At 72.8% G+C, this 19,083-nt stretch carries 16 protein-coding genes; 12 read left to right on the top strand and 4 right to left on the bottom strand.

What is annotated here, in order from left to right:
- Positions 1 to 76: 76 nt before the first annotated feature.
- The 11 genes from ACZ3IJ_RS04980 (at position 77) to ACZ3IJ_RS04930 (ending at position 15,335) form a co-directional block, all read left to right on the top strand.
- Positions 77 to 1,636, top strand: a complete 1,560-nt coding sequence (locus ACZ3IJ_RS04980; RefSeq protein ID WP_467466312.1) for a PucR family transcriptional regulator — start codon at positions 77 to 79, stop codon at positions 1,634 to 1,636.
- Positions 1,637 to 1,730: 94 nt separating this feature from the next.
- Positions 1,731 to 2,690 (top strand): EamA family transporter, encoded by a 960-nt coding sequence (locus tag ACZ3IJ_RS04975; protein WP_467466311.1) that lies wholly within the window; start codon positions 1,731 to 1,733, stop codon positions 2,688 to 2,690.
- A gap of 160 nt (positions 2,691 to 2,850) precedes the next feature.
- Positions 2,851 to 4,296, top strand: coding sequence for an aldehyde dehydrogenase family protein (locus ACZ3IJ_RS04970; RefSeq protein ID WP_383294670.1), 1,446 nt, complete (start codon positions 2,851 to 2,853; stop codon positions 4,294 to 4,296).
- A 167-nt stretch (positions 4,297 to 4,463) separates the two neighbouring features.
- Positions 4,464 to 6,389: an acyl-CoA dehydrogenase family protein gene (locus ACZ3IJ_RS04965; RefSeq protein WP_467466310.1), complete on the top strand. Its 1,926-nt coding sequence runs from the start codon at positions 4,464 to 4,466 to the stop codon at positions 6,387 to 6,389.
- 313 nt (positions 6,390 to 6,702) lie between these two features.
- On the top strand, positions 6,703 to 7,938 hold the full coding sequence (aroA, locus tag ACZ3IJ_RS04960) for a 3-phosphoshikimate 1-carboxyvinyltransferase (protein WP_467466309.1): 1,236 nt from the start codon (positions 6,703 to 6,705) through the stop codon (positions 7,936 to 7,938).
- A gap of 33 nt (positions 7,939 to 7,971) precedes the next feature.
- A complete protein-coding gene (gene dxr, locus ACZ3IJ_RS04955; protein ID WP_467466308.1) occupies positions 7,972 to 9,234 on the top strand; it encodes a 1-deoxy-D-xylulose-5-phosphate reductoisomerase in 1,263 nt (420 codons plus the stop codon).
- Complete coding sequence (locus ACZ3IJ_RS04950) at positions 9,231 to 10,535, top strand: M50 family metallopeptidase (protein ID WP_467466307.1); 1,305 nt, start codon at positions 9,231 to 9,233, stop codon at positions 10,533 to 10,535. Before dxr ends, ACZ3IJ_RS04950 begins: the two co-directional genes overlap by 4 nt.
- A gap of 102 nt (positions 10,536 to 10,637) precedes the next feature.
- Complete coding sequence (ispG, locus tag ACZ3IJ_RS04945; RefSeq protein WP_391798191.1) at positions 10,638 to 11,795, top strand: flavodoxin-dependent (E)-4-hydroxy-3-methylbut-2-enyl-diphosphate synthase; 1,158 nt, start codon at positions 10,638 to 10,640, stop codon at positions 11,793 to 11,795.
- Positions 11,796 to 11,987: 192 nt separating this feature from the next.
- Complete coding sequence (locus ACZ3IJ_RS04940; protein ID WP_467466306.1) at positions 11,988 to 12,833, top strand: GNAT family N-acetyltransferase; 846 nt, start codon at positions 11,988 to 11,990, stop codon at positions 12,831 to 12,833.
- Between the two features lie 21 nt (positions 12,834 to 12,854).
- Positions 12,855 to 13,400, top strand: a complete 546-nt coding sequence (locus tag ACZ3IJ_RS04935; protein WP_467466305.1) for a GNAT family N-acetyltransferase — start codon at positions 12,855 to 12,857, stop codon at positions 13,398 to 13,400.
- Positions 13,401 to 13,634: 234 nt separating this feature from the next.
- Positions 13,635 to 15,335, top strand: coding sequence for a proline--tRNA ligase (locus ACZ3IJ_RS04930; protein WP_467466304.1), 1,701 nt, complete (start codon positions 13,635 to 13,637; stop codon positions 15,333 to 15,335).
- Between the two features lie 58 nt (positions 15,336 to 15,393).
- On the opposite strand, the gene ACZ3IJ_RS04925 is transcribed toward ACZ3IJ_RS04930, so the two are convergent.
- The 4 genes from ACZ3IJ_RS04925 to ACZ3IJ_RS04910 all read right to left on the bottom strand — a co-directional run bounded on the left by ACZ3IJ_RS04925 (position 15,394) and on the right by ACZ3IJ_RS04910 (position 18,432).
- Positions 15,394 to 16,407 carry a slipin family protein gene (locus ACZ3IJ_RS04925; RefSeq protein ID WP_467466302.1) on the bottom strand — a complete coding sequence of 338 codons (1,014 nt, stop codon included), beginning with the start codon at positions 16,405 to 16,407 and terminating at the stop codon, positions 15,394 to 15,396.
- Between the two features lie 47 nt (positions 16,408 to 16,454).
- Positions 16,455 to 17,354 carry an aminoglycoside phosphotransferase family protein gene (locus ACZ3IJ_RS04920; RefSeq protein WP_467466301.1) on the bottom strand — a complete coding sequence of 300 codons (900 nt, stop codon included), beginning with the start codon at positions 17,352 to 17,354 and terminating at the stop codon, positions 16,455 to 16,457.
- Positions 17,355 to 17,428: 74 nt separating this feature from the next.
- Positions 17,429 to 17,845, bottom strand: coding sequence for a ferritin-like domain-containing protein (locus tag ACZ3IJ_RS04915; RefSeq protein ID WP_467466300.1), 417 nt, complete (start codon positions 17,843 to 17,845; stop codon positions 17,429 to 17,431).
- On the bottom strand, positions 17,842 to 18,432 hold the full coding sequence (locus tag ACZ3IJ_RS04910; protein ID WP_467466299.1) for a hypothetical protein: 591 nt from the start codon (positions 18,430 to 18,432) through the stop codon (positions 17,842 to 17,844). The genes ACZ3IJ_RS04915 and ACZ3IJ_RS04910 overlap by 4 nt, the downstream gene beginning before the upstream one ends.
- A gap of 152 nt (positions 18,433 to 18,584) precedes the next feature.
- On the opposite strand from ACZ3IJ_RS04910, the gene rimP reads away from it, so the two are divergent.
- Entirely contained in the window at positions 18,585 to 19,082 is a 498-nt protein-coding gene (rimP, locus tag ACZ3IJ_RS04905; protein ID WP_467466298.1) for a ribosome maturation factor RimP, read from the top strand.
- Position 19,083: the final 1 nt, after the last annotated feature.

The following is a 19,083-nucleotide window of genomic DNA, read 5'->3' as shown; positions in this document are numbered from 1 at the left end:
ACCGGCGCGCCCTGGCACAATCGGGGGCGCCGCTCGGCTGAGCGGCGCCCCCTCCCCAAAGGTCCGACGGTCGCCAATGCCGCCCACCCTCGCCTCACTCGCCCAGCACTCGGCGCTCAAGCTCACCGTCCGCGCGGGTGAGGACCGCCTCGACACCCCCGTGCGCTGGGCCCACGTCAGCGAGCTCGCCGACCCCGTCCCGTACATGGAGGGCGGCGAGCTGCTGCTCACCACCGCGCTCACGCTGGACGCGGAGGACCCCGAGGCGATGCGTCGCTATGTGCGGCGACTGCTCGCCGCGGGCGTGGTCGGTCTCGGCTTCGCCGTCGGCGTCAACTACGAGGACATCCCGCCCGCCCTCGTGGACGCCGCGGGCGCCGAGGGGCTGCCCCTCATCGAAGTACCGCGGCGCACGCCGTTCCTGGCCATCAGCAAGGCGGTCTCGGCGGCCATCGCGGCCGACCAGTACCGGGCGGTCACGGCAGGCTTCGAGGCCCAGCGGGAGATGACCCGCGCCGCGCTCGCCGAGGGCCCCGACGCGGTGGTGGCGCGGCTCGCCGCCCATGTGGACGGCTGGGCCGCTCTGTACGACACCTCCGGCACCGTCCTCGCCGTGTCCCCCGAGTGGGCGGCGCGCCGGGCCGCCCGGCTGACGTCCGACGTCGAGCGGCTCCGGGAGCGGCCCGCGCCCGCGAGCGCCGTCGTCGGGGGCACGGACGACCGGGTCGAGCTCCAGTCCTTGGGCACGGGCCGGCGCGTCAGGGGCGCCCTCGCGGTCGGCACGGGCGCGCCGCTCGGGACCGCCGAACGGTACGCGGTGCACTCCGCCATCGCCCTGCTCACGCTCACCACCGAACGCTCCCGTTCGCTCCAGGCGGCCGAGGGGCGGCTCGGCGCGGCGGTGCTCCGGATGATGCTGTCCGGTCAGCCCGACCACGCCCGGGCGGTGGCGGGTGACCTGTACGGCGGGCTCCTCGACGCCCCGTTCCGGCTGATGATCGCCGAGACGGTGTCGGGGGAGCGGGAGGGCGAGCCGGCGCTGCCGGTGCTGGCGGAGGAACTGGAGTCGGCGGCCGCCCGCGCGGGCGAGACGGTCCTGACCGTGCCCGAGGGAGAGGACCGGCTCCTGGTCCTGGCCGGGGACGGCGGCGCGGTCGTCACGGCCTGCGAGGCGTACACCGAACGCGAGGCCGAGGAGGCCGGTGTCGTGGTCGGGCTCTCCGCCCCGGCGGGGCCGATCGCGGCGGCGGCCGCGTACAAGCAGGCCGAGCAGGCCCTGTCCGTGGCGCGGCGGCGCGGCCGCGCCCTGGTCGAGCACGAGGACCTGGCGGCCGGCTCCGTACTGCCGCTGCTGGCCGACGACGCCGTCCGCGCCTTCGCGGACGGCATGCTGAGGGCCCTGTACGAGCACGACGCGACGGGCCGCGGCGACCTGGTCGCCTCGCTGCGGGCCTGGCTCTCCCGGCACGGCCAGTGGGACGCGGCGGCGGCGGACCTGGGCGTCCACCGCCACACCCTGCGTTACCGGATGCGCCGGGTGGAGGAGATCCTGGGCCGCTCGCTGGACGATCCGGACGTCCGGATGGAGCTGTGGCTGGCCCTCAAGGCGACGGGTGCGGACACGGAGGAGCGGTAGGCGCGGCCCGAACCCGGCGCTCCACGGCGCCATTTCTGCCCGATGCCGGGCAGATCATTGATCAGCGGCCTGGTGGATCCCTACTCTCCTGGGCATGACAACCCCTGCGGCCGATCCCGCCTCCGAGGAACGCACCTCCACCGCCGGCCCCGGACACCGCACTGGCCGCCGCATCTCCGGCGCCGTCTGGCTGGCGCTCGGGATCGTGTACGTCGTCTGGGGCTCCACCTACCTCGGCATCCGGATCGTCGTCGAGACGATGCCGCCGTTCCTCTCCGCGGGGATCCGGTACGTCGTCGCCGGCCTGCTCCTCGCCGCGCTCATCGCGATGCGGCAGGGGCCCGCCGCGCTGAGGGTCGGCCCGCGCCGGCTCGGCTCGGCCGTCCTCGTCGGCATCCTGCTCCTCGTCGGCGGGAACGCGCTCGTCGTCCTGGCCGAGACCGCCATCCCCTCCGGCCTGGCCGCGCTGCTCGTCGCGAGCGTTCCCGCCTGGGTCGTCGTCCTGCGCGCCGCCTCCGGCGAGCGCCCCGGCCGCGGCGCCTTCGCCGGCGTGGCCCTCGGTCTCGTCGGCCTCGGCGTCCTCACCCTCCCCGGCCTCAGCGGCGAGGTCAGGATCGGCGGCGTCGTCCTCGTCGTGTGCGCCGCGCTGCTGTGGTCCGTCGGCTCGTTCTCCTCGGGCCGGCTCCCGATGCCCGCCAACCCCTTCACCGCCAGCGCGTACGAGATGCTCGCCGGCGGTCTCGGCGGCCTGGTCGTCGCCCTGATCCGAGGCGAACACCAGGGCTTCGACCTCGCCGACGTGTCCGCCCGTTCCTGGACCGCTCTGGCCTACCTGATCGTCTTCGGCTCGCTGATCGCCTTCACCGCGTACGCCTGGCTCCTCCAGACCGCCCCGCTCTCGCTCGTCGCCACGTACGCGTACGTCAACCCGGTCGTCGCGGTGCTGCTCGGCGCGCTGGTCCTCGGCGAGGCCCTGACCTGGCCCATCGCGCTCGGCGGCGCGATCGTCGTCGGCGGGGTCTGCCTCATCGTCTCGACGGAACGCCGAGGCTGACGGCCCCGCGCCCCCGGGCGCACCGGTGCTCCTTCCTCCAAAGCGGACAGGTGGTCTCGGTCACCACTCCATCGCGGACAAGCCTCACGCCGCCCGCTTCGCCCTACCGTGGCACGAGAGCGATCGCTCGCACCCCCGATACGGAAAGGGCCGGGACGCAATGACGACCACCCACGCCTTCTGGCTCGCCGGCCGCGAGGCCACCGGCGAGGCCACCTTCGACGTCACGAACTCCTTCGACGGACGTCTCGTCGGCAAGGTGAGCGTTCCCACCGAGGCCCAGGTCGAGGAGGCCGTCGCCGCCGCGCACGCCGTCGTCGACGAGTTCGCCGCGACCCCGGCGCACGTCCGCGCCGCCGCCCTCGACCACGTATCGAAGCGTCTCGCCGAGCGCACCGAGGAGATCGCCCAGGTGATCTCCGCCGAGAACGGCAAGCCGATCAAGTGGGCCCGCGGCGAGGTCGGCCGTGCCGTCTCCGTCTTCCGTTTCGCCGCCGAGGAAGCCCGCCGCTTCAACGGCGGAGAGGCCCAGCGCCTGGACACCGAGGCCGGCGGTGTCGGCCGCCTGGCGATCACCCGCCGTATCCCCAAGGGTGTCGTCCTCGGCATCGCGCCGTTCAACTTCCCGCTGAACCTCAGTGCCCACAAGGTCGCCCCGGCCATCGCCGTCGGCGCCCCGATCATCCTCAAGCCGGCCCCGTCCACCCCCATCTCGTCCCTGATCCTGGGCGAGCTGCTGGCCGAGACCGACCTGCCGGCCGGCTCCTGGTCCGTCCTGACCGTGCCGAACGACCGCATGCCGGCCCTCGTCCAGGACGAGCGCCTCCCGGTCATCTCCTTCACCGGCTCCGACAAGGTCGGCTTCGCCATCCAGGAGTCCGTGCCGCACAAGCACTGCACCCTGGAGCTCGGCGGCAACGCCGCCGCCGTCGTCCTCGGCGACTGGGCGTCCGAGCAGGACCTGGACTGGGCGGCGACCCGCATCGCCACCTTCTCCAACTACCAGGGCGGCCAGTCCTGCATCTCCGTGCAGCGCGTCATCGCCGACGCCTCGGTCTACGACCGACTGGTGCCGAAGATCGTCGCCGCCGTCGAGGCCCAGGTCACCGGTGACCCCGCGGACGACGCCACCGACGTCGGCCCGCTCGTCGACGAGAACGCCGCCAAGCGCGTCGAGGCCTGGGTGGACGAGGCCGTCGCCGCCGGCGCGAAGCTGCTCGCGGGCGGCAAGCGCGAGGGCGCGACCTACGCCCCGACCGTCCTCACCGACCTCCCCGCCGACGTCACCCTGGCCCGCGCCGAGGTCTTCGGCCCGGTCCTGACGATCGCCCGGGCCGACGGCGAGGCCGAGGCCTTCGCCGCGGTCAACGACTCGGACTTCGGCCTCCAGGCCGGCGTCTTCACCCACGACCTGCAGACCGCCTTCCGCGCCCACCGCGCGCTGGAGGTCGGCGGCGTGATCATCGGCGACGTCCCGTCCTACCGCGCCGACCAGATGCCGTACGGCGGTGCCAAGAAGTCCGGCGTCGGCCGCGAGGGCGTCAAGTACGCGATGGACGACTACACCTACGAGCGCGTCCTCGTCCTCACGGGCCTCGCCCTGTAACCCGGACGTACGTACGCGTACGGACTCACGAGACCGACGGCCGGAGCCCACTGTGCGGGGGCTCCGGCCGTCCTCGTGCGCTCCCGCCGTCTTTCGGGGGGCCGCGAAATCGGGTACTACGGACGAGTAGCCACAAGGCACCCGACGAGCGGCGAGGTGAGCTCCTCATGTCCGCACCCACCCAGCGGCCCAAGGTCACGGAACGCGAGGCCCGGCAGGTCGCCGAGGCAGCGCGCGAGCAGGACTGGCGCAAACCCAGCTTCGCCAAGGAGCTGTTCCTCGGCCGCTTCCGGCTGGACCTCATCCACCCCCACCCGATGCCCTCCGAGGAGGACGTGCGGCGCGGTGAGGCCTTCCTCGGCAAGCTGCGCGTCTTCTGCGAGACGCGGATCGACGGCCGGCTGATCGAACGCGAGGCGCGCATCCCCGACGAGGTCGTCACCGGCCTCAAGGAGATCGGCGCGTTCGGGATGAAGATCGACCCGAAGTACGGCGGGCTCGGTCTCACCCAGGTGTACTACAACCGCGCCCTCGCCCTCGTCGGCTCCGCGAGTCCCGCGATCGGCGCGCTGCTCTCGGCGCACCAGTCGATCGGCGTACCGCAGCCCCTGAAGATCTTCGGTACGCAGGAGCAGCGCGAGGCCTACCTCCCGCGCCTCGCCCGCACCGACATCTCCGCCTTCCTCCTCACCGAGCCGGACGTCGGCTCCGACCCGGCCCGGCTCGCCACCACCGCCGTGCCGGACGGCGACGACGCCTACGTCATCGACGGCGTGAAGCTCTGGACGACCAACGGGGTCGTCGCCGACCTGCTCGTCGTCATGGCGCGTGTGCCGAAGTCCGAGGGCCACCGCGGCGGCATCACCGCGTTCGTCGTCGAGGCGGACTCGCCCGGCATCACCGTCGAGCACCGCAACGCCTTCATGGGCCTGCGCGGCCTGGAGAACGGCGTCACCCGCTTCCACGGTGTCCGGGTCCCGGCCGCGAACCGCATCGGCCCCGAGGGCGCCGGTCTCAAGATCGCTCTCACCACCCTGAACACCGGCCGCCTCTCGCTCCCCGCGATGTGCGTCGGCGCGGGCAAGTGGGCGCTGAAGATCGCCCGCGAGTGGGCGGCCGTACGGGAACAGTGGGGCAAGCCGGTCGCCCGGCACGAGGCCGTGGGCACGAAGATCTCCTTCATCGCGGCGACCACGTTCGCCCTGGAGGCGGTCGTCGACCTCTCCTCCCAGATGGCCGACGAGGACCGCAACGACATCCGTATCGAGGCGGCCCTCGCCAAGCTCTACGGCTCCGAGATGGGCTGCCTCATCGCCGACGAACTGGTCCAGATCCGGGGCGGGCGCGGCTACGAGACCGCGGACTCGCTCGCGGCGCGCGGCGAGCGGGCGGTCCCGGCGGAACAGCTCCTGCGCGACCTGCGGATCAACCGGATCTTCGAGGGCTCGACCGAGATCATGCACCTGCTCATCGCCCGCGAGGCGGTCGACGCCCACCTCGCGGTCGCGGGCGACATCATCGACCCCGACAAGTCGCTGGGCGACAAGGCGCGGGCTGGCGCGCGGGCGGGCGGCTTCTACGCCCGCTGGCTGCCGAAACTCGTCACAGGACCGGGCCAGCTGCCCGGCTCGTACGCGGAGTTCGACGCCCTCGCGACGCATCTGCGGTACGTGGAGCGGACGTCGAGGAAGCTCGCCCGGTCGACGTTCTACGCGATGTCGCGGTGGCAGGGCCGGATGGAGCTCAAGCAGGCGTTCCTCGGGCGGATCGTGGACATCGGCGCGGAGCTGTTCGCGATGAGCGCGGCGTGCGTACGGGCGGAGCAGATGAGGGCCACCGGCGACCACGGCAAGGAGGCGTACGCACTGGCTGACGCGTTCTGTCGGCAGGCGCGGCTGCGGGTGGAGGAGCTGTTCGGCCGCCTCTGGGCCAACACGGACGACCTGGACCGCCGGGTGGTGGACGGGGTGCTGACGGGTCGCTTCGAGTGGCTGGAGGAGGGGGTCGTGGACCCCAGCGGCGACGGCCCCTGGATCGCCGACGCCACCCCGGGCCCGTCGCCCCACCCCAACGCCCACCGCAAGATCCCCTGACACCCTGCCGCGCCCGTGGGGGCGATCGTCCCGCTGGGGCGTGGGGGTCCCCCCGGACGCGGTCTGGGGGAGGCGGGCCCACGGGACGGCGCCCTTGCCGGGCCCAGGCTCCCCGTGCCCGGGCCTGCGGTGCCTACGGGTGCGGCGCCGTCGTGGGTTGTGGCCAACTGTTCCGCCCTGCGGAACAGTTGGCCACAACCCAGGCGTGAGGGTGGGAGCCGCCCAGCGGCACGCGGGGGCAACCGCCCGCCCCCGGCCGTCCAGTGGGCGGACGGGGTGGGCCGGGTGCTCGGGCCCACGGCACCATGGCCCCGTGACCGTCATCGACATCCCCGGCTCCAAGTCCGTCACCGCCCGCGCGCTCTTCCTCGCCGCCGCCGCCCGAGGGACAACCACCCTCCTCCGCCCCCTCCGCTCCGACGACACCGAGGGCTTCGCCGAAGGGCTCAAGGCCCTCGGTTACGAGGTCACCCAGGAGCCGGGCGCCTGGCACGTCGAGGGCCGGCCGACCGGACCCGCCGCCGATGCCGCCGACGTCTACTGCCGCGACGGCGCCACCACCGCCCGCTTCCTCCCCACCCTCGCCGCCGCGGGCCACGGAACCTTCCGCTTCGACGCCTCCCCCCAGATGCGCCGCCGCCCCCTCGGCCCCCTCACCACCGCCCTGCGCACCCTCGGCGCCGACCTCCACCACGAGGAGAACGAGGGCCACCACCCCCTCACCGTGCACGCCGCCGGCATCAAGGGCGGCGCGCTCACCCTCGACGCCGGTCAGTCCTCCCAGTACCTGACCGCGCTCCTCATGCTCGGCCCGCTCACCTCCGAGGGTCTCGCCATCACCGTCACCGACCTGGTCTCAGAGCCGTACGTCGAGATCACCCTCGCGATGATGCGGGCCTTCGGGGCGCAGGTCACCCGGGAGGGCCGTACGTACACCGTCGCCCCCACCGGCTACACGGCCACGCGCTACCCCGTCGAGCCCGACGCCTCCACCTCCTCGTACTTCTTCGCCGCCGCAGCGCTCGAAGAGGGCCGTACCGTCACCGTCCCCGGCCTCGGAACCGGCGCGCTCCAGGGCGACCTCGGCTTCGTCGACGTCCTGCGCCGGATGGGCGCGGACGTCGAGACCACCGAAACGGAGACCACCGTCCGCGGCACCGGAACCCTCCGCGGCCTCACCGTCAACATGCGTGACATCTCCGACACCATGCCGACCCTCGCCGCCCTCGCGCCCTTCGCCGACGGACCGGTCCGCATCGAGGACGTCGCCAACACCCGCGTCAAGGAGTGCGACCGCCTCGACGCCTGCGCCGAGAACCTCCGCCGCCTCGGCATCACCGTCACCACCGGTCACGACTGGATCGAGATCCTGCCCGGCACGCCCGCCGGCCCCGTCGAGGTCGCCACCCACGGCGACCACCGGATGGTCATGTCCTTCGCCGTCACCGCCCTGCGCACCCCCGGCATCACCTTCGACGACCCCGGCTGCGTACGGAAGACGTTCCCCGACTTCCACCACGTGTTCGGAGCGTTCAGCCGCACCCAGTGAAGGGCGCGCGGTCTTTGCGGCAAGAATGGGGGCATGAGCGACCGCCCCTCTCCTCTCGCCGACCCGCACCTCGTCTTCGATCCGAGCGAAGGCCGCCGGGACATCGTCGTCCTCGGCTCCACCGGGTCCATCGGCACCCAGGCCATCGACCTGGTCCTGCGCAACCCCGACCGCTTTCGGGTCACCGCCCTCGCCGCCTCCGGCGGCCGGGTGGAACTGCTCGCCGAGCAGGCCCACCGGCTCGCGGTCGACGCGGTCGCCGTCGCCCGGGAGGACAAGGCCCCCGCGCTGCGGGAGGCGCTGACCGCGCTGTACGGACCCGGTGCCACGCTCCCCGAGATCCTCGCCGGTCCCGACGCCGCCACCGCGCTGGCCGCCTCGCCCTGCCACACGGTCCTCAACGGCATCACCGGCTCCATCGGTCTGGCGCCCACGCTCGCCGCCCTCGAGGCCGGCCGCACCCTCGCTCTCGCCAACAAGGAGTCGCTGATCGTCGGCGGCCCGCTGGTCAAGGCCCTGGCCAAGCCCGGTCAGATCATCCCCGTCGACTCCGAGCACGCCGCACTCTTCCAGGCGCTGGCCGCCGGCACCCGCGCCGACGTGCGCAAGCTGGTCGTCACCGCCTCCGGCGGCCCCTTCCGCGGCCGTACGCGGGAGGATCTGGCCCACGTCACCCGCGAGGACGCACTCGCCCACCCGACCTGGGCCATGGGACCGGTCATCACGGTCAACAGCGCCACCCTGGTCAACAAGGGCCTGGAGGTCATCGAGGCGCACCTCCTCTACGACATCCCCTTCGACCGCATCGAAGTCGTCGTCCACCCCCAGTCGTACGTGCACTCGATGGTCGAGTTCACGGACGGCTCCACGCTCGCCCAGGCCACCCCGCCGGACATGCGCGGCCCGATCGCCCTCGGCATCGGCTGGCCCCGGCGCGTCCCGGACGCGGCCCCCGCCTTCGACTGGAGCAAGGCCTCCAGCTGGGAGTTCTTCCCGCTCGACACCGAGGCCTTCCCCTCCGTCGGCCTCGCCCGCCACGTCGGCGAACTGGGCGGCACCGCGCCCGCCGTCTTCAACGCGGCGAACGAGGAGTGCGTCGAGGCGTTTCTCGCCGGAAAGCTGCCGTTCAACGGAATCATGGATACGGTCACGGCAGTCGTCACCGAACACGGCACCCCCGAGCGGGGAACCTCACTGACGGTGTCGGACGTCCTGGAAGCGGAGACCTGGGCCCGGGCCCGGGCCCGGGAACTGGCAGTACTCGCTGCGAAGGCAACCGCGGAGGCGCGCGCATGACCGTTCTTCTGACGCTCCTCGGCATCGCGCTGTTCGCGTTCGGGCTGCTCGTCTCCATCGCCTGGCACGAGCTGGGACACCTCTCCACAGCCAAGCTCTTCGGCATCCGCGTGCCGCAGTACATGGTCGGCTTCGGACCGACCATCTGGTCGAGGAAGAAGGGCGAGACCGAGTACGGCATCAAGGCCGTCCCGGCCGGCGGCTACATCCGGATGATCGGCATGTTCCCGCCCGGCAAGGACGGCCGGATCGAGGCCCGCTCCACCTCGCCGTGGCGCGCCATGATCGAGGACGCCCGGGAGGCCTCCTTCGAGGAGCTCCAGCCGGGCGACGAGAAGCGGCTCTTCTACACGCGCAAGCCGTGGAAGCGCGTCATCGTGATGTTCGCCGGCCCGTTCATGAACCTGATCCTGGCCGTCGTGCTCTTCTTCGGCAGCGCCATGGCCGTCGGCTTCGAGGCGCAGACCACGAAGGTCGCCGGCGTCACCAACTGCGTCATCGACCAGAGCGAGAAGCGCGACACCTGCGAGCCGGGCGACCGCCCGTCGCCCGCCAAGGCCGCCGGACTCGTCAAGGGCGACCGGATCGTCGCCTTCAACGGCGAGCGCGTCACCGACTGGAACACCCTCTCCGACCGCATCCGGGCCACCACGGGCCCCGCCACCGTCACCGTCCAGCGCGACGGCAAGGAGCTCGACCTCCGGGCGACGCTCCTGGAGAACAAGGTCCTCAAGAAGGACGCGGACGGAAACGTCGTCCAGCCCCTGCAGTACGTCTCCGCCGGCTACCTGGGCTTCGAGTCCGGCCGCGAGGTCGTCCCGCTCACCTTCGGCGAGTCCGCCTCCCGGATGAGCGACCAGCTCCAGGCAGGCTTCGAGTCCGTCCTGGCCCTGCCCGGCAAGATCCCGGACCTCTGGGACGCCACCTTCGGCGACGGCGAGCGCAAGCAGGACTCGCCCGTGGGCGTCGTCGGCGCGGCCCGGATCAGCGGCGAGCTGATGAGCATCGAGGCGCCGGCCGAGACCCGGCTGGTCTTCTTCCTCCAGCTGCTCGTCATGTTCAACGTGTCGCTGTTCCTCTTCAACATGCTGCCGCTGCTTCCGCTCGACGGCGGCCACATCGCGGGCGCCCTGTGGGAGTCCGTACGCCGTCACACCGCGCGGATCTTCCGGCGCCCCGACCCGGGTCCGTTCGACGTGGCCAAGCTGATGCCGGCCGCCTACGTGGTGGCGGGCGTGTTCGTCTGCTTCACCCTGCTCGTCCTCGCCGCGGACATCGTCAACCCGGTGAAGCTGACGTGACCGATCGGTGGCCGGGCCCCCTGGGTGTCCGGCCACCCGCGCCCGGGGCGGTAATCTCGAAGACCTGAGCCCGATGAACCACACCTTGGGGTTGTACAGCTGATGACCGCGATTTCTCTCGGTATCCCGTCCGTTCCGACCCGGCTCGCCGAGCGGCGCAAGAGCCGCCAGATCCAGGTCGGGTCGGTCGCGGTGGGCGGGGACGCGCCCGTCTCGGTGCAGTCGATGACGACGACCCGTACGTCCGACATCGGCGCCACGCTCCAGCAGATCGCCGAGCTGACGGCCTCCGGCTGCCAGATCGTCCGGGTCGCCTGCCCCACGCAGGACGACGCCGACGCGCTCGCCACGATCGCGAGGAAGTCGCAGATCCCCGTGATCGCCGACATCCACTTCCAGCCGAAGTACGTCTTCGCCGCCATCGAGGCCGGCTGCGCGGCCGTCCGCGTCAACCCGGGCAACATCAAGCAGTTCGACGACAAGGTCAAGGAGATCGCCCACGCCGCCAAGGACGCGGGCACCCCGATCCGGATCGGCGTCAACGCGGGTTCCCTCGACGCCCGGCTGCTGAAGAAGTACGGCAAGGCCACCCCCGAGGCGCTGGTCGAGTCCGCGCTGTGGGAGGCCTCCCTCTTCGAGGAGCACGGCTTCGGCGACATCAAGATCTCGGTCAAGCACAACGACCCGGTCGTCATGGTCAACGCCTACCGCCAGCTGGCCGCCCAGTGCGACTACCCGCTGCACCTCGGCGTCACCGAGGCCGGCCCCGCCTTCCAGGGCACGATCAAGTCCGCCGTCGCCTTCGGCGCGCTGCTGTCCGAGGGCATCGGCGACACCATCCGCGTCTCCCTCTCGGCCCCGCCGGTCGAGGAGGTCAAGGTCGGCAACCAGATCCTGGAGTCGCTGAACCTCAAGCCGCGCCGACTGGAGATCGTCTCCTGCCCGTCCTGCGGCCGCGCCCAGGTGGACGTGTACAAGCTGGCCGAGGAGGTCACGGCGGGCCTGGAGGGCATGGAGGTCCCGCTGCGCGTCGCCGTCATGGGCTGCGTCGTCAACGGCCCCGGCGAGGCCCGCGAGGCCGACCTGGGCGTCGCCTCCGGCAACGGCAAGGGCCAGATCTTCGTCAAGGGCGAGGTCATCAAGACCGTCCCCGAGTCGAAGATCGTCGAGACCCTCATCGAGGAGGCGCTGAAGATCGCCGAGCAGATGGAGAAGGACGGCGTGATGTCGGGCGAGCCGACGGTCGCGATCGGCGTCTGACCCCTCCCCGCACCGTACGACGAGGCCCCGGGCTCCCCGCCCGGGGCCTCGCGCCGTTCGTGCCCGGGTCCCTGGCCTGGCCCCGTTCGTGCCACCCCGCCCGTACAGGGCGCCTCGCGCACTCGCCCGCCACCTCCCCGACGCGCCAGGTACAGTGCGGAGAATCAGCAGACCGCATGGTGAGGCCCCCTCGTGTTGACGCAGACCACCACCCGGGTCCTCGAACCCGCCGACCTCGGAGCAGCGCTCGCCGTCCTCGAGAGCGCACCCGTGGAGAACGCCTTCGTGACCGCCCGCGTCCAGGCCGCCGGGCTCGACCCCTGGCGCCTCGGCGGCGAGATGTGGGGCTGGTACGCCGACGGACGGCTGCGCTCCCTGTGCTACTCCGGCGCCAACCTCGTCCCCATCTGTGCCACCCCCGAGGCCGTCCGCGCCTTCGCCGACCGCGCCCGCAGGACCGGCCGCCGCTGCTCCTCGATCGTCGGCCCCGCCGAGCCCACCGCGCAGCTCTGGAGCCTCCTGGAGCCGAGCTGGGGTCCCGCCAGGGACGTCCGGGGCCACCAGCCCCTGATGGTCACCGAAGGGCCCTCCGCCACCGTCGAGCCCGACCCGCACGTCCGCCGCATCCGCAAGGACGAGGTGGAACTGATCATGCCGGCGTGCGTGGCCATGTTCACCGAGGAGGTCGGCATCTCACCGATGGCCGGCGACGGCGGACTGCTCTACCAGGCCCGCGTCGCCGAACTCGTCGGCACCGGTCGCTCCTTCGCCCGGATCGAGGACGGCAAGGTCGTCTTCAAGGCGGAGATCGGCGCCGCGACCCGCCAGGCCTGCCAGATCCAGGGCGTCTGGGTCGCCCCCGAGTACCGCGGCCGCGGCCTCTCCGAGACGGGCATGGCCGCCGTGCTGCGCTTCGCCCTCGCCGATGTCGCGCCCCTCGTCAGCCTCTACGTCAACGACTACAACACCCCCGCCAGGGCCGCGTACCGCCGCGTCGGATTCCGCGAGGTCGGCGCCTTCATGAGCGTGCTCTTCTGAGGCACTTGTAAGGTGCGGCGCATGGATGACGCTGACGTCACGATCGGACCTGTCGACCTCGCCGCACGCGTCGACGACGCCCTCGCCGTACAGGCCGTGGCCTTCGGGCTGAGCGAGGACGAGATCGTCGTACGCCGCCACATCGTGCTGCGCCATCTGCTCAACCCGGGCGCCCAGGCGTACGGAGCGACCACCGCGAGCGGGCGGCTGGTCGGCTTCGTGTACGGCATGCCCAACGACCGGACGCACTGGTGGTCCGGCGTCGTGGAGCCGTACCTGCGCGCCAACGGCACCGTCGACTGGCTCGACGACTCCTTCGTGATCACCGAACTCCACGTCCACCCCGACCATCAGGGCCGGGGCGTGGGCCGGGCGCTGATCACCACCATCACCGACCGGTCGAAGCTGGCGCGCTCGATCCTCTCCGCGATCGACACCGAGAGCCCGGCACGCGGCCTGTACCGCTCCCTCGGCTACGTCGACCTGGCCCGCATGGTCCACTTCCCCAGCGCCCCCCGCCCGTACGCCGTGATGGGCGCCCCGCTCCCGCTCCCGCGCCGGAACTGATTTCCGCCCGCGAGGGCCGCCCGGCTAACCTCCTAGGGGGTGTCCGGCGGACCGTGGCCGGGTCCACGACGCCTGGCACGGCACCTCGCCGCGTTGCCGAAGCGCCTGAACAGCTCCGCTGTCGAGGCACGCCGGCGCCTTGCGATGCACCGCACCAGACGCCGCGTCCTCTCCGGCCCTGGTCCACCGGACACCCCCTAGCCACCACCCTTACCCGGCAGGAGTACGAGAACCATGGCCAACGCACCGGTCCAGCGCATGTCCCAGTTGATGGCGAAGACGCTGCGCGACGACCCGGCCGACGCCGAGGTCCTCAGCCACAAGCTCCTCGTCCGCGCAGGCTACGTCCGTCGCACGGCCGCCGGCATCTGGAGCTGGCTGCCCCTGGGCAAGAAGGTCTTCTCCAACGTCGAGCGCATCGTCCGCGAGGAGATGGACGCCATCGGCGCCCAGGAGGTGCTGCTCCCCGCCCTGCTGCCGCGTGAGCCCTACGAGGCGACCGGGCGCTGGGACGAGTACGGCGCCGAGCTCTTCCGCCTCAACGACCGCAAGGGCGGCGACTACCTCCTCGGCCCGACCCACGAGGAGATCTTCACGCTCCTGGTCAAGGACCAGTGCTCGTCCTACAAGGACCTGCCGGTCATCCTGTACCAGATCCAGACCAAGTTCCGCGACGAGGCCCGCCCGCGCGCCGGCATCCTGCGCGGCCGCGAGTTCCAGATGAAGGACTCGTACTCCTTCGACACGGAGGACGAGGGCCTCGCCCAGTCCTACGCCCTGCACCGCGAGGCCTACAAGCGCGTCTTCGAGCGCCTCGGTCTCGACTACCGCATCGTGGCCGCCACCGCCGGCGCCATGGGCGGTTCGAAGTCCGAGGAGTTCCTCGCCCCGGCCGAGGCCGGCGAGGACACCTTCGCCGACTGCCCGAACTGCGACTTCGCCGCGAACACCGAGGCGATCTCCTACGAGCTCCAGCCGGTCGACGGCTCCGCCGTCGCCGCCGCCGAGGAGATCCCCACCCCCGACACCCCGACCATCGAGACCCTGGCCGCCTCCCTCGGCGTCCCGGCCTCCGCCACGCTCAAGAACCTCCTGGTGAAGGTCGACGGCGAGATCGTGGCCGTGGGCGTGCCGGGCGACCGCGAGGTCGACATGGGCAAGGTCGAGGAGCACTTCGCCCCGGCCGTCGTCGAGATGGTCACCGAGGCCGACTTCGCCGAGCGCGCGGACCTCGTCCGCGGGTACGTCGGCCCGCAGGGCCTGGAGAAGGTCACGTACATCGCCGACCCGCGCGTCGCCCCCGGCACCGCGTGGATCACGGGCGCCAACAAGGAGGGCATGCACGCGAAGAACGTCGTCGCGGGACGTGACTTCGAGGTCTCCGAGTACGTCGACGTGGTCGTCGTCCAGGAGGGCGACCCGTGCCCCAAGTGCGGCACCGGCCTCAAGCTGGACCGCGCCATCGAGATCGGCCACATCTTCCAGCTCGGCCGCAAGTACGCCGACGCCCTCAAGCTCGACGTCCTCGGCCAGAACGGCAAGCCGGTCCGCGTCACCATGGGCTCGTACGGCATCGGCGTCTCGCGCGCCGTGGCGGCGCTGGCCGAGCAGAGCGCCGACGACAAGGGCCTGTGCTGGCCCGCCGAGGTCGCCCCGGCCGACGTCCACGTGGTCGCGGCGGGCAAGGCCGTCCAGACCGAGCTGGCGCTCGAGGTCTCCGAGCAGCTCAGGGCCGCGGGCCTGCGGGTCCTGGTCGACGACCGCGCGGGCGTCTCCCCGGGCGTCAAGTTCACCGACGCGGAGCTGATCGGCGTCCCGAAGATCCTGGTCGCCGGCCGCCGCTCGGCCGAGGGCGTCCTGGAGCTGAAGGACCGCCGCACGGGCGAGCGCGAGGAGCTCCCGGTGGCGGAGGCCATCGCCCGCCTGAGCGCGTAGCACGCCGCTCGCGGCCCCGGTGCCCGCCACGTGCGGCGGGCACCGGGGCCGCGTCGCGTCAGGCCGCTTCGTTCCGGGGGGCCGGATCCGCCGGGGGGCCTGCCACCGTGTCGTCCGGCAGCGGCGGGAGATCCGCCAGGTCGGGGAGGTCGGGGAGGTCGGGGAGGTCCGTCGTCACCCGGGTCCCGGGCTGCGGCCCCTCCAGGGCCTCCGCCTCGTCCGGGAGCACCGGCAGGGGGTCCTGGAACGTCTCCGGCGGCGCCACCGGCACCGGGGGCGTGGCCGCCTCGGACGGCGCCGCGCCGGTCTGCGGTCCCGCCGCCCGCTCCAGGAACCGCAGCAGCTCCACCGGGATCGGCAGCACCAGCGTCGAGTTCTTCTCCGCCGAGACCGCCATCACCGTCTGCAACAGCCTCAGCTGCAGCGCCGCCGGCTGCTCCGACATCACCGCCGCCGCCTCCGCCAGCTTCCTCGACGCCTGCAGCTCCGCGTCCGCGTTGATCACCCGCGCCCGGCGCTCCCGGTCCGCCTCCGCCTGGCGCGCCATCGAGCGCTTCATCGTCTCCGGCAGCGAGACGTCCTTGATCTCGACCCGGTCGATCGCCACCCCCCAGCCCATCGCGGGGCTGTCGAGCATCAGTTCCAGACCCTGGTTGAGCTTCTCCCGGTTCGACAGCAGGTCGTCCAGATCGCTCTTGCCGATGATCGACCGCAGCGACGTCTGCGCCATCTGCGAGACCGCGAACCGGTAGTCCTCCACCCGCACCAGCGCGTCCGCCGCGTCGACCACCTTGAAGTACACGACCGCGTCGACCCGCACGGTGACGTTGTCCCGGGTGATGCCCTCCTGAGCCGGCACGGGCAGCGTCACGATCTGCAGGTTCACCTTGTGCAGCCGGTCGACCACCGGAACGATCATCGTGAATCCGGGCTGCCGGACCTGGCTCACCAGCCGCCCGAAGCGGAAGACGACACCCCGTTCGTACTGCTTCACCACGCGCGCGGCCGCGCCGACGTACACCACGACCGCTACAGCGGTCGCCGCCGCCGCTGCCAACAGCTCTTCGACCATGACGGCCCCCTGAACTCCGAGCCGAGCGTTACAGAAAGGGTATTCCCCTACAGCCAGCCCGCGAACTCCAGCAACAGCTCCGCGTCCTGCCGCCGCCCCGCAGTGAGTGCCCGCGTGCCCGACTCGACCGCCCGGAACAGGGTCCAGCCGCGCAGCCGGTCCCGGTCCACCTCCAGGGAGTCCGCCAGCTTGTTGACCCGCCGCCGGGCCGCCGACGCCCCGGCCGATGCCGCCACCAGGTCCTCGACCCGGTCCCGTACCAGCCGCGCCAGGTCGTAGGCGCGTTCGCCGACCAGTGGCTCGGGTCCCACGGCCAGCCACGGGGCGCGGTCACCGGCGAGCACCTTGCCCTGGCGGAAATTGCCGTGCAGCAGCAGCGTCTCGGGGGAGTCGGCGACCAGCTCCGCGCGCGCCTCCAGGGCGGCGGCGGTCAGCGCACCGGTCTCGGCGTCCGCGCGGTAGGGCTCCATCGCCGTGGTCTGCCTGTCGGTGCGCTCCGCCACCGACTCGAAGCCGTGCGCCGCCGGCGGATCCACCCACAGCTTCCGCACCGTGCCCGCCGCCTCCAGGAGCGCCTTGGCCTCCGGCAGCGAGCGCACCGACACCTCCGGGTGCAGACGCTCCAGGACCAGCGAACCGTCCTCGGGCGCGTCGAGCAGCCGCACCGCGCCCCAGCCGTTCCAGTGCGCCAGCGCGTCCCGCTCCAGGTCGGGCCGGGCGGCCTCCGGGGCGATCTTCAGCGCGGCGGGGGAGTCGTCGGCGCGCCGGACGAGCACCACCAGACTGCTGCGGCCGCCGGGCGCCATCACCCGCTCGACGGTGAGGGAGGCCTGCTCCACGGCGATCCCCGTGAGCTCGGGCAGCTTCCCGAGCCACTCGGCCGCGACCGCGTCCCCGTACGTCTCGCCGAGCGTCCGCACCAGTCGCTGCGGCGGTTCGAAACCCATGCGTGCGTTGTTCCTTCTGCAGTACGGAGCTGGTCGGGGGCCGTCGGGGCCTCAGGGGTGCCGCCGCGCCGGGCTCACACCCGCTCGGCGAGCCCAGGAAAGGTTACGTCGGTGCCGCGCCAGCGGACGGCCCGTACCGCCGCCTCCCGCAGCGCGGCGGCCGCGTCCCGCCGCAGCGGCCCCTCCGCGGCCCGTACGAGATCGGAGTACACGCCGGCCAACCGGTCCTCCAGGACCGCGGCGAGACGTACGGCCGCGGCCGTGTCCGGCACCGGGAACGGCAGCTCGTAGCCGGCCGCGGCGGCCACCGGTTCGCCGCCCAGGTCCCGCACGGCCCTGCGCAGTCCGTCGCGCCTCGCGCGGTGCGCCTCGTACGCCGCCGTGGCCTCCCCGCGCCGCTCGGCGCCGATCCGGCCGCCGACGACGCCGTACCCGTACACCGCCGCGTGCTCGGCGGCGAGCGCGGCGCGCGCCGCGTCGAGGGCGCTCATCCCCGGCCTCCTTCGGTCAGCAGATAGGCGTGGACCGCTCCGGCCGCCGCCACGGAGGCGAGCAGCCGGGCGTACTCCGGCGGCGCGTCGAGCAGCGTCGCCGCGTGGGCGTCGGCGGTCGACCGGGCGGCCGCCGCCAGCTCCTTGAGGGCGACCGCCGGATCCGGGGCCACCGGGGCCCCGGAGCCCGAGGGGGCCGGGCTCGCCGTGCCGCTCTCCGTGCCGGCCGTCGCCCGCCCGGCTCCGGCGTCCCCCGGCCGGGTGTCGGCCGGCCGGGTGTCCGCCGAAGGGGCGTCCTTCGCCGTGCCCTCGCCCAGCGCGGCGACGTGCGCCGCCACCGCCGCCCGCAGCGGGGCCAGGCGCGCAGCCAGCGGGGGATGGGCGGCGAGCACCGCGTCGTAACGTTCCAGCAGGGTCCTGCTCGTCGAGGCCGACCTGCGGCGCAGCGCCGCCTCCGCGATCGCCGCCCGCTCGGCCGCCGAGGGCTTCCTCGGCCGCCCGCCGCCGCTCTCGGAGGTGCAGCCGGCCAGCGTCACCGCTCCGGCGGCCAGGAGCGCGCGCCTGCCCACGGTCCCCGTGCGCCCCACATTCACTCCTTCGGCCCGGATCGAAGATCACCGCAGGCGAGCGTACCCGCGCCCCCCGCCCCCGTGGACGGCAACACCCCCCGCGACCGGATACCCTTTGGTCTGACACGCGACGAACCCACAACAGCACACGCGGCCGAGGAGTCACCCGGATGAGCACCACCCAGAGCGACAGGCTGCGAGCACTCCTTGAGCCGCTCATCGCCTCGCAGGGACTCGAACTCGAAGAGCTCGAGGTGGCCTCCGTGGGACGCAAGCGGGTGCTGCGTGTGGTGGTCGACTCCGACGAAGGCGCCGACCTGGACCAGGTCGCCGATGTGAGCCGCGCGCTCTCGGCGAAGCTGGACGAGACCGATGTGATGGGCGAGGGGGAGTACGACCTCGAGGTCGGCACCCCGGGCGCGGAGCGCCCGCTCAAGGAGCACCGCCACTACGTGCGGGCCACGGGCCGCATGGTCAAGCTGCAGCTCAACGACGGTGGCGAGCTCGTCGCGCGGATCCTCACCGTGGACGACGACGGCATCGACCTCGAAGTGCCGGGCGTGAAGGGGCGCAAGCCCACCGCCCGCCGGGTGGAGTTCGCGGACGTCGCCAAGGCGCGTGTCCAGATCGAGTTCAACCGCAAGGACAAGAAGGAAGAGGAGGCGTAGC

Source organism: Streptomyces sp. NPDC013317, assembly GCF_055563155.1.
Note: the sequence above shows the minus strand (reverse complement) of the source record. Positions and strands in the feature narration are given on the sequence as shown.